Source organism: Rhodococcus sp. P-2 (assembly GCF_016598535.1).
Taxonomy (GTDB): Bacteria; Actinomycetota; Actinomycetes; order Mycobacteriales; family Mycobacteriaceae; genus Rhodococcus_F; species Rhodococcus_F baikonurensis.
In genome coordinates this window covers 4,537,046-4,551,601 of record NZ_CP066779.1, presented here as the reverse complement: position 1 = coordinate 4,551,601, position 14,556 = coordinate 4,537,046, and the positions used below count along the sequence as shown (strand labels likewise).

Here is a 14,556-nt window from a genome sequence, read left to right as displayed (position 1 = left end):
GCATCAGGTGCGGCATGCTGGGGCAGTGAAGAAGAGAACCAGGGCTGCGGTGTACGTGCTCGTCGAGGGTGCGGCAGCCGTGGTCTCCCTGTTCTTGCTGATGGTCGGTCTCATTCTGCTGTCGCTCTCGATTCTGATCGTCGGCTGGTTGATGTTGCCGTCGTACGTGCGGGTGCTCCGGTGGTGGGCGGGTCTGGCCCGAAAGAGAACGGCTGCGTACACCGGACGCCCTGTTCTGCAGCGATACCCACCGATGCCAAGCAATCCGACATTCGGGGACTGGCGCCGATTCCTCACCGATCAGTCGACGAGGCGCGACGCGGCCTGGTTGTCGATTCACGGTCTGGGGGCTTTCGTCGCGGCGATGCTGACCATTGCTCTGCCACTCGGTGCACTCAATGCGATTGCCGTCCCGCTGTACTGGCAGCAGATGCCCGCGGGCGAACCCGTCAACAATCCGTACCCTGTGACGTCGTGGTTGGGCGCTGCCGGAATGCCGTTGATCGGCATCCTGTACTTCCTGATCGCGTGGTGGTTGATCCCCGCGATGGCGAAGTGGATAAGCTGGTCGACCACGACTTTGCTTGCACCGGACACACGTTCGGATCTCTCGAAGCGCGTCACCGCCCTGACTGCCAGCCGCGCTGCGGCCCTCGACGCGCATTCGGCCGAACTCAAGCGGATCGAGCGCGATCTGCACGACGGCGCGCAGAACCGACTGGTCGCCGTGGTGATGATGCTGGGTATGGCCGAGCGATCGTTGCAGATCAACCCGGACCAGGCTTTGCCACAACTGCATCGGGCCCAAGATGCGGCCACCGAGGCGTTGAGCGAACTCCGGACGTTGGTGCACGACATCTATCCGCCGATCCTCGACGAACTCGGCCTCGAGGGTGCGATCTCGGCGCTTGCTGGGCGCTCCACCGTGCCCTGCGTACTCGAGATCGAGGAGCTCCGCCGTGCCCCGGCCGCCGTCGAGGCTGCTGCGTACTTCGTCGTCGCCGAGGCTTTGACCAACGTCGCAAAGCACAGCGGAGCGCGCAGCGTCACCGTCACGGCAAGGACGGAGGCGTCCACCGACTCGTTGGGTGAGACGATGCTCATCGACGTGATCGACGACGGTCACGGCGGCGCGAACGAACGGCCGGGCGGCGGCGTGGCGGGTATCCGACGCCGGGTCGAGGCTTTCGAAGGAACCGCAGTATTGGAGAGCCCGGAGGGTGGACCGACAACGATGAGGGTGGAACTACCGTGCGGATTCTGATTGCCGAGGATGACGCTCTCCTGCGAGAGGGGCTGGCACTGCTGCTCCGCGGAGAGGGCTTCGAGGTGTCTGCCGTCTCCGACGCCGAACAGTTCCTCACGGTGTTCGAGGAGACCGCTCCTGACGCCGCGGTGCTCGACGTCCGGATGCCTCCTACTTTCACCAACGAGGGACTTCGAGCGGCGATCGAGGTGCGCAAGCTTCGCCCGGGCTTTCCCGTCCTGGTCCTTTCCGCGTATGTCGAGGATCGCTACGCCGGTGAATTGTTGGCAGGCGGCGCCGGCGGGGTCGGTTACCTGCTCAAGGAACGGGTCGGCAAGGTGGCCGAGTTCGTCGACGCATTGAACCGGGTCGTCGACGGCGGAACCGTGATGGATCCCGAGGTCGTATCCCAACTGATGAGCCGTCGACGCGCCGACGACCCGATCAGATCGCTGACCCCACGCGAGTCCGAGGTTCTCGGATTGATGGCGGAGGGGCTGGGAAATCAGGAAATCGCCAGGAAACTGGTCGTCAGCGACACTGCTGTGAGCAAGCACATAGGAAATATCTTCGCCAAACTCGGCCTGTCGGCTTCCGAAAGCGGGCATCGTCGTGTTTTGGCAGTTCTAGCTCATTTGCGCGCCTGATCGTGGATCTGGACTACATACCTGACCGAAGCGTAATGTGAGCCAGCCTCATGTTGTTGCCGTGATCGAACGGTGACCTGAGAGGCAGGGGCTTATGTCCTGTACGTAACGTGTGATGTCGAATGCGCGTCATCACCAGAAACCAACGAGGAGATCGATCAATGGGTAAGCCGATTGCCAGTGTGGCCGGAGGTCGGCAGTCCGTCCTTCTCGGGCTCGGCGTTCACCGCCCGGAGCGAGTCGTGACCAACGACGAGATCTGCGAGCTGATCGATTCCACCGACGAGTGGATCCAGACGCGATCGGGTATCAAGTCGCGCCGGTTCTCCGGCGAGGGTGAAGGCATCCTCGCGATGTCGATCAGCGCGGCCCGTAAAGCACTGGACGTCAGCGGCATTGCACCCGAGCAGATCGGCGCCGTGATCATCGCGACGTCGACGTGGGACCTGCAGACTCCCCAGGCCGCATCCATCGTCGCCCACGAACTCGGTATCAAGGGCCCGGCGGCGTTCGACGTCGCGGCAGGCTGCGCCGGTTTCTGTACCGCCCTTGCGGTGGCCAGCGACCTCGTTCGCGGCGGAACGGTTGATCACGTACTCGTCGTCGGCGTCGAGTTGATGAGCGAGGCCACCGAGCCCACCGATCGCAGCGTTCGCTTCATCTTCGGTGACGGCGCAGGGGCAGTTGTCGTCGGCCCGAGCGATACCGTCGGAATCGGCCCGGTCGAGTGGGGTTCGGACGGCAGCCAGTCCGACGCCATCGTTCAGGAGCCCAGCTGGCTCGACTACACCAAGAACCCGACCGGACCTCGGCCGTGGATCAAGATGGCCGGTACCGCGGTGTTCCGCTGGGCTGCCTTCGAGATGGGCAAGGTCGCCACTCGCACCCTGGAGAAGTCGGGGCTCGGTATCGAGGACATCGACGCTTTTGTGCCGCACCAGGCAAACCAGCGCATCAACGAGGTCATCGCTCGCAGCATGAAGCTGCCCGAGGGCTTCCCCGTCTCCAACGACATCGCCGAGACGGGCAACACGTCCGCGGCCTCGATCCCGCTCGCCATGGAGCAGATGCTGCGCGACGGCCAGTGCAAGCCGGGCGACAAGGCACTGCTTCTCGCCTTCGGTGCAGGTCTGTCCTTCGCCGGTCAGGTTGTCGTCATGCCGCCGTTGGCTGGAGCGGAATCAGCCTGATCTTCTCTTGCGCCGAGCGCCTCGAACCCACGGTTCGGGGCGCTCGGTCGTTTCCAGGAGGGCAGTCGTTTCCGGTCCGGCTCGTCGAACCTCTGCGATGTGGCACTCTGGCGAGATGGTCGAGAGTGTGGGAGAGTCCGAACGTACGGGTGAGACGGGCGGCAGCTTGGCGAAGATGGGCGGGCACGTGGCGCTCGCCAGCACGGTCAGCCGGATCACCGGTTTCGTCCGCACCCTTGCGCTTGCCGCAGTCCTCGGGATCGCCCTGGTCAGTGATGCGTACAACGCGGCCAACAGCTTTCCGAACATGGTCTATCAGCTTCTCCTCGGCGGGATTCTCGCCAGTGTCCTGCTTCCGTATCTGACACGGCAGCGAAGCCGTGGGCGGACGCTCGAACGAGAGCAGACGCAGCGCGTTCTCACTGTGGGAGCGCTTGCTCTTGCGCTCGTGACCGTTGTGGCGGTGGTGTGCGCGCCGCCTCTGGTCTCGGCCGTGATCGATGATCCGGCTCAACGCGAGCTCACGACGCTCTTCGCGTACTTGCTTCTGCCGGAGATCTTCTTCTACGGCGTCACGGCGATGATGACGGCTGTGCTCAGCGTTCGATCGGTGTTCGGCGCGCCGGCCTGGGCGCCGGTGATCAACAACGTCGTCCTTCTGGTGACGGTCGCGGTCTTCCTGTGCATTCCGGGGCCGGTGGCTCTGACTCCCGAGTCGATGACCACCGCGCAGGTTCTGGTGATCGGTATCGGCACTTTGCTCGGGATAGTGGCGCAAACCGCTGTCGTTGCTCGAGCGCTGCACCGCAACGGTTTTCGGTGGCGCCTTCGCGTGCGGGTCGTGCCGCACACGTGGCGCCCGGTGCGCGTCGGGGCGCCGTTGCTCGGTTGGGTACTGGTGTACGTCGTAGCCGGTCAGGTCGGTGTGTGGGTGACGATGAAGGTCACTCTCTCCCGTCACGTGTACTCGATGTACACGCATGCGGATCTGCTGTTTCAAGTGGCGTACGGCATCCTCGGAGTGTCGCTGTTGACGGTGCTGATGCCGCGAATCGCCAGGTCGGTCGCTGCGGGTGACGACGTCGGTGTCGTATCCGATCTCGGCCGGGGAGCCAGGTATTCGGTGGTGGCGTTGATTCCGGTCACCGTGGCTCTCATGGTGTTCGGCCCCTCGTTGACCACCCTGATCTTCTTCGGCCGGGTCGACGGCAGTAGCGCCCGGTTGATCGGGACGGCCGTGGCAGTCAGTGCATTCGGGTTGGTGCCCTTTGCGATGGTCATGCTTCAGCTACGAGTGTTCTACGCCGACAACAATACCCGCACTCCCGCGGTGATAGCCGTGGTGATGGTAGTTGCAAAGACGGCGCTCGTTCTTCTTGCGTCATTGTCGGCGAGTGACGAAACGCTGATCCTGGCCGTCTGTGCGGCCGGCTCGTTCTCCTACGTGTGCGGAGCGGTGCTCGGCCACATCCTGCTTCGAAAGCGGTACGGGCTGTTGGGATTCCGTCGGGTGCAGGCGACCGTCGGGAGAATTTCGACAGCGGCAGTTCTGGCAGGAGGTTGTGCGCTCGCTTTGGTGGTGGCGGTTCAGAACCGAATCCCCGAGCCCAGGCTTGCTGCTGCTATTTCATTGTCGGCGGGAGCGGCCGTAGGTGCCGTCGTCCTGTTGGGCGCATGCAAGGTCGTCGGCGTTCCCGAGATTCGCCGGGCGCGAGCCCTACTGCTGTCCTGAGGACAGGAGCGGTACCAGCAGTTCGTCCGGGGTCAGGGCGCCGTGCTGTCCACGGAGACCGGACAGTCCCGATTCGACCGATCGACGAACGACCGCTACGTCTCCGGAAGCAATGGCGATGACATCGCCGATCCGGCCGTGATACTCGGAATGTACTGCGGGCCCGAACAATCCCGCGACGATGCCCTCGGATCTGGTCCCGATCCACATGCGGTCACCCAGTTCGGCGCGCCAGCGGTCCGCAACATCTTGTGCAGCGCCTTCTCTGGTGTGGATGTGCCGGCACCGGGGCTCGCCGGCAAGGGCGAGTACGTCTTTGGACAGCATCGGGGTGTTGTCGAAGTCGATCTTGTTCTCGTCCAGCACGTCGACCATTCCGTGGTCTGCCGTCACCAGCAATCTCACGTCCGGACCGAGAGCGGCGGCGAGTTGTTCGACCAGTCGATCGACAAGCATCAGTTGGAAGATCCACGGCTCGGACTCGGGTCCGTAGACGTGGCCGAGTGCGTCGATCTCGCTGATGTAGCAGTACGTGAACGTCCGTTCGGCAGATTTCGACGCCGCCACGGTGCGAGCGAGGAGGTCTCCGTATGCCTGGATTCCGGCAAACTGGGCACCGCGCATCCCCGCCCGAGTGAGGCCGCTGCCGTCGAACTTGGACGGAACGACGGTAGTGACGGTGATTCCGGCGGCCGCGGCGCGATCGAAGGTCGTGGCCTGCGGCTGCAGGGTCTCCGGAACGATGGAGTCGGTCTGAGATTCCTTCTTGCCGGCGCTGTGCCAACCCAGCCAGTTGAACACCGAATCGGCTTCTTCGACGTAGGACTGGTAGCCGGTGATTCCGTGCGCTCCCGAGGGCAGCCCGGTCCCCAGCGAGACGATGCTGGTGGCCGTCGTCGTGGGGAAACCTGCCCGTATCGGCGTTCCGACGAGTGAGTTCAGGAATGGTGCGTGTTCGGCGTTGCGGGCGAGCAAGTTCGCGCCCATCCCGTCTACCAGCAGAATTACGGTCTTCTTGCTGGGATTCAGATCGAGACGGTTTGCTTCGCCGCCTACTCCGAGAGAAGCGAGTACCGACGGCGCAAGCGTCGACAGAGTCGGCTGGGAGTACACATCGAGGAGAGGTGCGGGGGCGGGCATCCCATGAGATTAGGCGTTGGACAGAGAAAACTGCATACCTTCTGGGCGAGTGTTCAAATCTGTGCGGTCAGATCCGGACATTCCAGATGATCGGCGCGCAGAGACCGCGGACCGGGGCGGCCTCTGCGCGGAGATTCATTCCATGATCGTGGAGATCTGGAACTTGGCACCGAGTGGATCGGCAACCGACGCGAGACGGCCGAAGGGCGTGTCCTCGGGATCACGCAATACGCTGCCGCCGAATTCGACAACCTTGGCGACGGCAGCATCGGTGTCGTCCGCCCCGAAGTACACCTGCCAGAACGACGGGACTTCTGCCGGGAGGAATGAGCTGGCATCCATCAGACCGGCGACGACGGTGTCGCCCTGTTTGGCTTGTGAATACCGGAACTCGTCGCTGTCGCCGATGGACTCGTAAGTCCAGCCGAACACGTCGGTGTAGAACGGCAGGACCGCGGCGTAGTTCTTGGACAAAGTCTCGTGCCAGACCGGCGCTCCGGCCTCGCCCACCAGACCGAAGCCATTGTGCTGATCTGCCTGCCAGATACCGACGACGGCACCGGCCGGATCGCCCACGATCGCCATGCTGCCCTGGGGGCCGACCTGCATCGACGGCATCATGATCATTCCGCCGGCAGCTTCGGCTTTGGACGCCGACGCCGCCGCATCAGTAGAGGAGATGTAGGTGGTCCAGACGTTGCCGTACGGGTTTCCCTCCTGCTGGGGCCCGAGCCCGGCGATGGGCTGCCCGTCTTTGCTGAAGATCGCGTAACCGCCGTACTGCGGGTCGTCGTTGGAGTCGGCCTGCCAACCGAACACGTTGGTGTAGAAGGATTTGGCAATCTCGGTGTCGGAACTGGTGAGGTCGATCCAACAGGGTGTTCCGTCGAGCGCTGTGCGTGCGGGCATCTGAAACTCTCCTTAACCGAAACGGATACACAAGCAAGGGACGCGGAAATGCTTGGCCGAGGAAGGCACGAATCTCACGCTACGCGTGTACCTCGACACATTCCCAGGGCTCGAGAGCTTTGGAGTATTTGACCGTTTCGCGTTCACCTGTGGTTCAGCAACCGTGCGCGGAGCGCGGGATCGCTCGCGCAGTCGATTGCAGTCCACGCGAGCGCGAGGGCGCCGTCCAGCACTGCCTTGTCGCCGGTTTCCGCGCGGCAGTAGGGGGTGAACTCTGCCTGATGGTTGCTTGCGCCGTTGCATTCGATCCTGATGATCGGGTGGATCGTCGGAATACGATGCGAGACGTTGCCCATGTCGGTGGATCCCGCTGCGGGACCGTCGTACTCGAAGAAAACGCGTCCGAGTGCTTCGCTGTTCCTCTGGTAGAGCGCGCTCATGTCCGCGTCCCACCGGGATTCGCCGTACGCCGGTGAAGGTTCCGTGATGGTCACTTCGCAGCCGGTTGCGGTCGCTCCGGCGGTGAAGCAGCGTTCCACCTTGGGCTTGACGGCTACTACGCCGTCGAGTGTGTCGGCTCGAACCGCGTAGGCCCCGTGTGAACTGCCCGGGATGACGTTGGGTGCTACGCCCGCGTCGCTGACATATCCGTGTACCTGCACGTCCTTCGGAAGGTGTTGCCGCAGTAAGCCGATCCCGACCTGGGCGACCGTGAACGCGTCGGCGGCGTTGACGGCGCCCACTGCGAACGACGCGTGGGCGGAGACACCGGTGTAGGTGACGTCCAGGTGGGAGATGGCAAGCATGTTCGGTGCTCGCAGATCTGCGGCACCGGGGTGAACCATCATCGCGCAGTGCAGGAAATCGAAAGTTCCATGCTCGAGCATCACTACTTTTCCGCCGCCGCCCTCTTCGGCCGGGGTTCCGAATACTGCCACGGTGATGCCCAGTTCATCAGCCAGAGGCGCGAGCAACAATCCCGCGGTCACCGCGGACGATGCGATGATGTTGTGCCCACAGGCATGCCCGATTCCCGGCAAGGCGTCGTACTCGGCGAAGAGTCCGATCACCAGCTCGCCGCTTCCGTAGGTGGCGGACACTGCCGTCGGCAGTCCGGCCGGACCGCGTTCGACGGTGAAGCCGGCATCCTCGAGGATCGTTGCCACGGCCGCCGACGCGTTGTACTCGGCGAAGGCAAGCTCGGGATCGTCGTGAATCACGTGGCTGAGGCCCAGCGCCGCGTCTGTGATGGTGTCGAGGTGCTTGGCTGCGCGCTCTTTGAAAGGTGTGCTCGTCGTCATTTTTCGAGACTGCGGCGGCACTGGAATTTGCAGTCCTGTTTGCAGGATCAGTCAACTATCGTGCTATCTCATGCACGATTCGACGCTCTTGGACGAAATTGATCTGCGAATCATTCATGCCATGCAGGTTCAACCTCGGGCACCGTGGGCATTGATCGGGTCGGTGGTCGGCATAGACCCTGTGACGGCAGCGAGGCGATGGACTGCACTGACCGAATCGGGCACAGCGTGGATAGCGGCTTATCCGGCGGCCGATCCCAGCTCGGTACTTGCGTTCGTCGAACTTCGATGTGAACCAGGCCGGCTCTCCGCGATCGTCTCGGAGGTGATCACCCACGCACACGTCCTGAGCGTCAACGTGCATTCGGGCAGATGCAACGTGATGCTGGAAGCCCTCTTCGCCGGTCACGATTCGCTGGCCCACTACGTGCTCGACGACCTCTACTCTCTGGCCGGCGTCACAGACGTCATCGTCCTACCTGTGACACGCGTTTTCACCGAGGGGAGTCGGTGGCGTCTCGGCGCTCTCGAACCCGACGGAGTACGACGTTTGTGTGAATCCGGGATCACGCCACCGCAATTGGGACGCCGGTACACACTCGAAGCGAGCACCGCCGAAGTCGTCGACGTCTTGAGCGCGCAGCCTCGTATTTCCATCACCGAGTTGGCCGCTGCCTTGGGAATCAGCGCGACATCCGCTCGTCGACGCCTGAATACCGCGCTGTCGCAGCACACTCTTCTGCGTTGCGAGGTCGCACGATTCGCGAGTGGTCGGCCGGTTCATGCCCTCTACTTCGCGCGTAGTTCCGTCGCGGAGAACTCCGCCCGCATACTTCGAACTCTCTCGGACATCAGATTGGTGGCGACGGTGGCCGGGCCGGCCAACGTCATCTTCGCCGGATGGTTCCCGACGCTGTCGAGTGCCGCCGCGGTGGAAGCAGACATCGCAGCACGTACGCCGTCATTGGAGATAGTCGATCGCCGAATCGTCCTCGATACGCCGAAGTTGATGGGGCACTTGCTCGATCGGCAAGGCCGTTCAACGGTCGTGGTGCCGGTACGGGTCAGCTCGTGATCAGCCCCGTGCGATCGAGCCACGCGAGCGCATGACGGGTGAACTCGTCCGGAATCTCCAATTGTGGGGTGTGGCCGGTGTCGCCGAGAATGATGGTGGTCCAGTGTGGATGTGCGGTAGCAGCTGCCCGTGCAGCCTCGACCGGGACCAACCGATCGCGATCGCCGTGCATCAGGAGCGTCGGAGTCGTGATCTCTCGCAGGGTCTTTCGATACGAAGCCGGACGGGCGAGAGTTATCAACAATGACCGTGCTGCCTGGAGGAATTCTGCATCCTGGGTGGGTTCGTTGCGGCGAATCGCCGTCAAGGCGGCGCCCGCGTCGAGGACTGCGGGATCGGCTCGCGTCGGATCGGCAAAACACAATCTGGTCATCTGAGCGGTCAACTGCCGGTCTGACATCTTCCGACGTCCGAAGCCGAGGACCTGCTCTCCGACGTACGGCATCGAGTAGAGCGCAAATTGTGCGGCGACGGTCAGGTCGGGAAGTTGGACGGGCAGGGGGAGCGCCGGATCCACCAGGACCAGGCCGGCGACCGATTCGGGACTGGCATGGGTCGACATTGCCGAGACCATTCCGCCCATGGAATTGCCGAACAGGACGGCGGGTTCACCGACCACTGTGTCGAGAAAACGATTCAGGAGTGCTGCGTTGGCGTCGACGCCGGTGTGCCGCCCCCGGGCAGAAGTGAGTCCGAATCCGGCGAGGTCCAGTGCGTACACGCGCGTGCGCGCCGCCAGCGCCGGTGCCACCCGCACCCAGTTCAGGTGCGAGCCGCCAAGCCCGTGGACGAGCACGATGGGCGGCGCTCCGCTGGGGCCACCGAAGTCGATCCAGTGAACATCTCCACCGAGATCGGTGATGTTGCTCGTCCCGCCCCACGGGTGCGTGAGGGTGCTACCGGAGGCGAGTTGGGTCGAAACAGCGGATTCCATACCTGTCAGGATGCACCGAGGCGCGGTTCCAGTCACGCTCTCGTCGCAGTTCGAGATCCGAAACTGTGCGCTCGATCACGGAATTTCGCGAAGTTCGCAAAACGGTCGAAACGGAATTCGACTGATGTCAAACACTTTTCGCGGAAGGTTCGCGATTTTTCAAGGGGCCCGTGGCATGCCCGGCCGACGACCGTTCGGGCATACTGAAAACCATGTGGTGGATGGTCGGGCTCATAGTGCTGACCGCGTTGGTTTTGGCATCCGTTCTGGTCGGTTTCGTTTTCGGCCGCCCGATCGCCGAAGACAAGTCGGCGGTGCTTGCCTTCGACGACGACACATCTCAGCCCCAGCGCGACTGACCGCCGTCGAGCGGAATTGTTGCTCCCGTCAGATAAGCGGCATCCGGGCCGACCAGGAAAGCCACCGCGGTGCCGATGTCCGTCTCGCAGTCCCCGATCCTGCGGAGCGGAATCCCGGCAACAAAAGCGGCAGCCTCTTCCGGACGCGCATCTGCCCAACGCTGTAACCCCGGTGACGACGCGTGTGGAGCGACCGCGTTGACGCGGATCCCGTCGACGCCCCATTCGCACGCTGCCGCGCGACTGAGGGCTCGGACGGACTCCTTCACCGCCGCGTATCCGCCGTAGCCGGCAGCATCCCAGCGGACGGCCACGGAACTGACCATGTTGATGATCGCCCCGCCGCCGCGCTCCTTCATGAACGGGTAGCAGGCTTGCATTGTTCGCAGCGTCGCGACGGGACCGGAAGTCAATCCGTCGGCAAGGCGCTCCGGAGTGATGTCGAGGATGTTGCCGAGTGGGTTGAGGCTGGCGTTGTTGATCAGGATGTCGACGCCGCCGAACAGTTCCACCGTCCGCGCCACGGCGGAGGTGATGGAATCCGCGTCGGCGATATCCATGAGCACCGGCTCGGCACGACCGCCACGTTCGGTGATCTCGTTACATGTGACGACGAGTTTCGACTCGGTGCGACCCGCGACCGCGATGTGAGCGCCTTCCTTGGCGAGTGCCAACGCGACTCCCTGACCGACGCCTTGCCCTGCGCCAGTGATCAGGGCCACTTTTCCATCCAACTTGCCCACTGCTGTTCTCCTGCTCGTCATTCAACGGTTCCCGAAGCGTTGTCCGAATCGCGCATTGTTACTCGTGGGTTCCCGCTGGATGAGATGTGAGTTACGTCCCACTCGGCGGCACCGCTTCAAATTTCGGCTGTCTTACGTATATTGTGAGCGCCGTTACATACCGGGCGCGCGGACCGCGTACACATTCCATGATGAGGAGCTAGACATGGCATTCACCACTGGCAGCAGCAAGACGGACCTCGCAACTCTCGGCGACTTCCAGAAGATCATTGCAGGCCTGGGCGGCGTTCTCGTCGGCATCGGCGCAGTTGCTGGTCTTCTCGGCGCAATCGGTGGCGCAGGAAGCTCGCAGCCGAAGGCTTGATTGCTTCGCTGAACCGGATTAACGGCCCCCGGCCCGCATTCTGAAGGCATTGCCTTCGTGGACGCGGGCCGGAGGTTTATTCGAACATGAATACCTGTGCCTTGCAGGCACATTCATTTTTGTGATACGTCGATTGTTGCCGGAACATACACGCCTTCTTCGTGGACCTGAGGTCCGAAGTTCGGCACCGGCGTGAAGTCGAGTGTCGCTTCCGAGCCGCGATAGTGGCGGAAGTAGTAGAGCGATCTGTCCGGCCGCACGAAGGTGTCGGGTTCGGTTGTCTTCCAGGCCCAGTGGACGTCCGCTCGCAGAATCTCCGACAATCTCACGATGTTCTTGCAGCCGTGGCTTTGCAGGCCAAGGCATTTCAATGTCTCGACGTCTCGCAGTTGCCCGTCGCGCGTCCACCTGGATTCGTAGACCAGGGCATCGAGAACGACGCGGTGCGAACCCGCCTGAGTAACGCCGCCAAGTAGAACCTCCCAGTTCAATCCTGGTGCGTGCTCGAGGTATTCGTCGGCGTCGATGAATGCTGCCCACTCGACAGTGTCGCGGTATCGACCCACGTAGTCGACGTAGGCCTCTACCTGCCCGTGCACGATCCGACCGTCCGCGTCGCGCGGTTGCCAGTCGACGATCGTCACCGGAAGGTCGTGCAGTTCATTGCGGAATGCGACCTGAACTTCGGTGTCCGACATCGATCGTGTGAAGGCGCCGTAGGAGTTGCCTCTTTTGTCCTCGCTGCGGCCGTGCCAGCGATTGAGACTGAATGCGCTTGTCTTGCGGGTGGACCCGACGGAACCGGTGTTGTCGTAGAGAACGACCTCCCAGCCCTGCTCGATGTGGTGCAGGCACCAGTCCCTGATGAAAGGGAGGTGCTCGCGGGGGAGTAGGACCGCAACCACGGCGCGGCGTCCGGTGTCAGAACTGTTCGGGTGGTTCTTCGGATCCATGATCACTCGACACACGATAGTGCTCTGCGTGGAGGTGGGTTACTCGATATTGATCGCAGAAATATTCAACGTCGAACGTTGACACATCTATCAATATGTCTCATAGTCGAGTCATGACAACCTCTGTGTCACATTCGCCACGGTTTGTTCCTTCCACCGGGGAGTCCTGGCGTTCGCCGTGGGCCATGTACGACGCATTGCGCGAGAACGACCCGGTGCACAACGTGGTGCCGGAAGCCTCGCCGCAGGACGACTACTGGGTGCTCACCCGTCACGAAGACGTCTACAACGCCGCTCGTGATTACGAGACGTACTCGTCGGCAAAGGGATTGACCACTGTCTACGGTGAGCTCGAGCAGATCGGGATGCAGGACAATCCGCCGTTCGTGATGCAGGATCCGCCCGTGCAGTCGGAGTTCCGGCGCATGGTGTCGAAGGGCTTCACGCCGCGTCAGGTATCGGCGGTCGAGCCGATGGTCCGCGACTTTGTCGTCGAACGTATCGAGGCGTTGAAAGCGCGAGGTAGCGGCGATATCGTCGTCGAGCTCTTCAAGCCGTTGCCGTCGATGGTTGTCGCGCACTATCTGGGAGTGCCGGAAGCGGACCGGGATCAGTTCGACGGCTGGACCGAGGCCATTGTTGCTGCCAATTCGGCCGGTGGTGTGGCCGCAGCAGCGACGACGGCGCAGGCCGCCACCGGCGAGTTGATGATGTACTTCGCTTCGCTGATCGAACGCCGCAAGGTTGAACCGGGCGACGACACGATTTCCCATCTACTCGCCGCTGGGCTCGGTGAAGACGGCGACATGTCCGGCCTGTTGTCGATTCTCGGCTTCGCCTTCACCATGGTGGCCGGGGGAAACGACACGACAACAGGAATGTTGGGCGGATCGGTGGCTATGTTGACCGAGCGGCTCGACCAGCGTCAGATCCTGCTGGATGATCCTGCATTGATTTCCGACGCGGTCGAAGAACTGCTTCGACTCACCTCGCCTGTCCAAGGTTTGGCGCGAACGACGACGCGAGATGTGGCCTTGGGTGGCAAAGTGATTCCGGTGGGACGTAAAGTTCTGCTCATGTACGGTGCGGCCAATCGTGATCCTGACAAGTACGGACCTGACGCGGCGGAGTTGAACGTAGTGCGTCGACCGCAGAAAATTCTCACTTTCAGTCATGGCGCCCACCATTGTCTGGGAGCATCGGCAGCTCGAATGCAGGCACGAGTTGCGTTGGAAGAGTTGCTTTCCCGGATCCCCGACTTCCATGTCGACATCGACGCGATGCAGTACGCGCCGGGCAACTACGTGCGCCGTCCCCTCACGGCTCCGATGTCGGTGACTCGGCCGTGAGCAACGACTGGCTCGGTGAGGGTCGCGCCTTGGCGGCAGCCGAGAAGATCCTCGACAGCGCGGCACAATTGTTCGTCGAGAAAGGCGTCAACGCTGTCGGTATGGCGGAGATAGCCTCTGCTGCAGGATGTTCCCGGGCCACCCTGTATCGGTATTTCGAGAATCGCCAGGCTCTTCACATCGCGTTCGTTCACCGCGAAGCGCGCAGGTTGGGAACTGCGATCGCGGAATCGGTGGCGACCATCGATGATCCGAGCGAACGTCTCGAAACGGCGATGCTCACTGCAGTATCCGCGGTGCGCAAGACTCCGACGCTGGCTGCATGGTTCACCCCGGGCGATGCGAGTCTTGCCGGTGAACTTGCCAATTCATCCGACGTCATCAACGGACTGGGCGTCGCGATGCTCGGTGAAATCGGCGCAGACACAGCGTCGCGGGCACGCTGGATCGTGCGAGTGATCCTCTCGCTGCTCATGGTGCCGGGGGCGGACGAGAACGACGAGCGGACGTTGGTCCGTGAGTTCGTCGCTGCGTTGTTGATCGCTGGGCGGACCACCTGATCATCCCTTCCGGGTGATGCGCGAGGCCTGCGTGGGGATCGAGGATGAACCGGT

General features: G+C 62.7%; 15 protein-coding genes. 9 read left to right on the top strand and 6 right to left on the bottom strand.

Annotation, left to right across the window (positions count from 1 at the left end; genetic code table 11):
• Window positions 1-25: 25 nt before the first annotated feature.
• The 4 genes from I7X09_RS21450 (at window position 26) to murJ (ending at window position 4,815) form a co-directional block, all read left to right on the top strand.
• Window positions 26-1,264 (top strand): sensor histidine kinase, encoded by a 1,239-nt coding sequence (locus tag I7X09_RS21450; RefSeq protein WP_234036662.1) that lies wholly within the window; start codon window positions 26-28, stop codon window positions 1,262-1,264.
• Entirely contained in the window at window positions 1,252-1,893 is a 642-nt protein-coding gene (locus I7X09_RS21445) for a response regulator transcription factor (protein WP_050655523.1), read from the top strand. The genes I7X09_RS21450 and I7X09_RS21445 overlap by 13 nt, the downstream gene beginning before the upstream one ends.
• A 161-nt stretch (window positions 1,894-2,054) precedes the next feature.
• Window positions 2,055-3,083, top strand: coding sequence for a beta-ketoacyl-ACP synthase III (locus I7X09_RS21440; RefSeq protein WP_003945837.1), 1,029 nt, complete (start codon window positions 2,055-2,057; stop codon window positions 3,081-3,083).
• 115 nt (window positions 3,084-3,198) lie between these two features.
• Window positions 3,199-4,815 carry a murein biosynthesis integral membrane protein MurJ gene (gene murJ / locus I7X09_RS21435; protein WP_234036661.1) on the top strand — a complete coding sequence of 539 codons (1,617 nt, stop codon included), beginning with the start codon at window positions 3,199-3,201 and terminating at the stop codon, window positions 4,813-4,815.
• On the opposite strand, the gene I7X09_RS21430 is transcribed toward murJ, so the two are convergent.
• The 3 genes from I7X09_RS21430 to I7X09_RS21420 form a co-directional block, all read right to left on the bottom strand.
• Window positions 4,801-5,955 carry an alkaline phosphatase family protein gene (locus I7X09_RS21430; protein WP_095971360.1) on the bottom strand — a complete coding sequence of 385 codons (1,155 nt, stop codon included), beginning with the start codon at window positions 5,953-5,955 and terminating at the stop codon, window positions 4,801-4,803. The genes murJ and I7X09_RS21430 overlap by 15 nt on opposite strands.
• 135 nt (window positions 5,956-6,090) lie before the next feature.
• Window positions 6,091-6,864 carry a VOC family protein gene (locus I7X09_RS21425; RefSeq protein ID WP_166811671.1) on the bottom strand — a complete coding sequence of 258 codons (774 nt, stop codon included), beginning with the start codon at window positions 6,862-6,864 and terminating at the stop codon, window positions 6,091-6,093.
• A gap of 143 nt (window positions 6,865-7,007) precedes the next feature.
• On the bottom strand, window positions 7,008-8,165 hold the full coding sequence (locus tag I7X09_RS21420; protein ID WP_200313576.1) for an amidohydrolase: 1,158 nt from the start codon (window positions 8,163-8,165) through the stop codon (window positions 7,008-7,010).
• A gap of 70 nt (window positions 8,166-8,235) precedes the next feature.
• Between I7X09_RS21420 and I7X09_RS21415 the strand changes: the two genes are divergently transcribed.
• Window positions 8,236-9,240 (top strand): Lrp/AsnC family transcriptional regulator, encoded by a 1,005-nt coding sequence (locus I7X09_RS21415; RefSeq protein ID WP_200313574.1) that lies wholly within the window; start codon window positions 8,236-8,238, stop codon window positions 9,238-9,240.
• Here I7X09_RS21415 and I7X09_RS21410 read toward each other — a convergent pair.
• Window positions 9,230-10,174: an alpha/beta fold hydrolase gene (locus I7X09_RS21410; protein WP_200313572.1), complete on the bottom strand. Its 945-nt coding sequence runs from the start codon at window positions 10,172-10,174 to the stop codon at window positions 9,230-9,232. The two genes, I7X09_RS21415 and I7X09_RS21410, sit on opposite strands and share 11 nt — an antisense overlap.
• A 221-nt stretch (window positions 10,175-10,395) precedes the next feature.
• Between I7X09_RS21410 and I7X09_RS21405 the strand changes: the two genes are divergently transcribed.
• Window positions 10,396-10,533, top strand: a complete 138-nt coding sequence (locus I7X09_RS21405; protein ID WP_185564881.1) for a hypothetical protein — start codon at window positions 10,396-10,398, stop codon at window positions 10,531-10,533.
• Here I7X09_RS21405 and I7X09_RS21400 read toward each other — a convergent pair.
• Window positions 10,515-11,276 carry an SDR family NAD(P)-dependent oxidoreductase gene (locus I7X09_RS21400; protein WP_200313570.1) on the bottom strand — a complete coding sequence of 254 codons (762 nt, stop codon included), beginning with the start codon at window positions 11,274-11,276 and terminating at the stop codon, window positions 10,515-10,517. The two genes, I7X09_RS21405 and I7X09_RS21400, sit on opposite strands and share 19 nt — an antisense overlap.
• A gap of 205 nt (window positions 11,277-11,481) precedes the next feature.
• Between I7X09_RS21400 and I7X09_RS21395 the strand changes: the two genes are divergently transcribed.
• Window positions 11,482-11,640 (top strand): hypothetical protein, encoded by a 159-nt coding sequence (locus tag I7X09_RS21395; protein ID WP_156423205.1) that lies wholly within the window; start codon window positions 11,482-11,484, stop codon window positions 11,638-11,640.
• A gap of 113 nt (window positions 11,641-11,753) precedes the next feature.
• Here the strand turns inward: I7X09_RS21395 and I7X09_RS21390 are convergent, their stop codons facing one another.
• Window positions 11,754-12,593, bottom strand: coding sequence for a glycosyltransferase family 92 protein (locus I7X09_RS21390; RefSeq protein ID WP_234036967.1), 840 nt, complete (start codon window positions 12,591-12,593; stop codon window positions 11,754-11,756).
• Window positions 12,594-12,706: 113 nt separating this feature from the next.
• Between I7X09_RS21390 and I7X09_RS21385 the strand changes: the two genes are divergently transcribed.
• Both I7X09_RS21385 and I7X09_RS21380 read left to right on the top strand, forming a co-directional pair.
• A complete protein-coding gene (locus tag I7X09_RS21385) occupies window positions 12,707-13,942 on the top strand; it encodes a cytochrome P450 (RefSeq protein ID WP_200313566.1) in 1,236 nt (411 codons plus the stop codon).
• Window positions 13,939-14,502, top strand: a complete 564-nt coding sequence (locus I7X09_RS21380) for a TetR/AcrR family transcriptional regulator (RefSeq protein ID WP_200313564.1) — start codon at window positions 13,939-13,941, stop codon at window positions 14,500-14,502. Before I7X09_RS21385 ends, I7X09_RS21380 begins: the two co-directional genes overlap by 4 nt.
• Window positions 14,503-14,556: the final 54 nt, after the last annotated feature.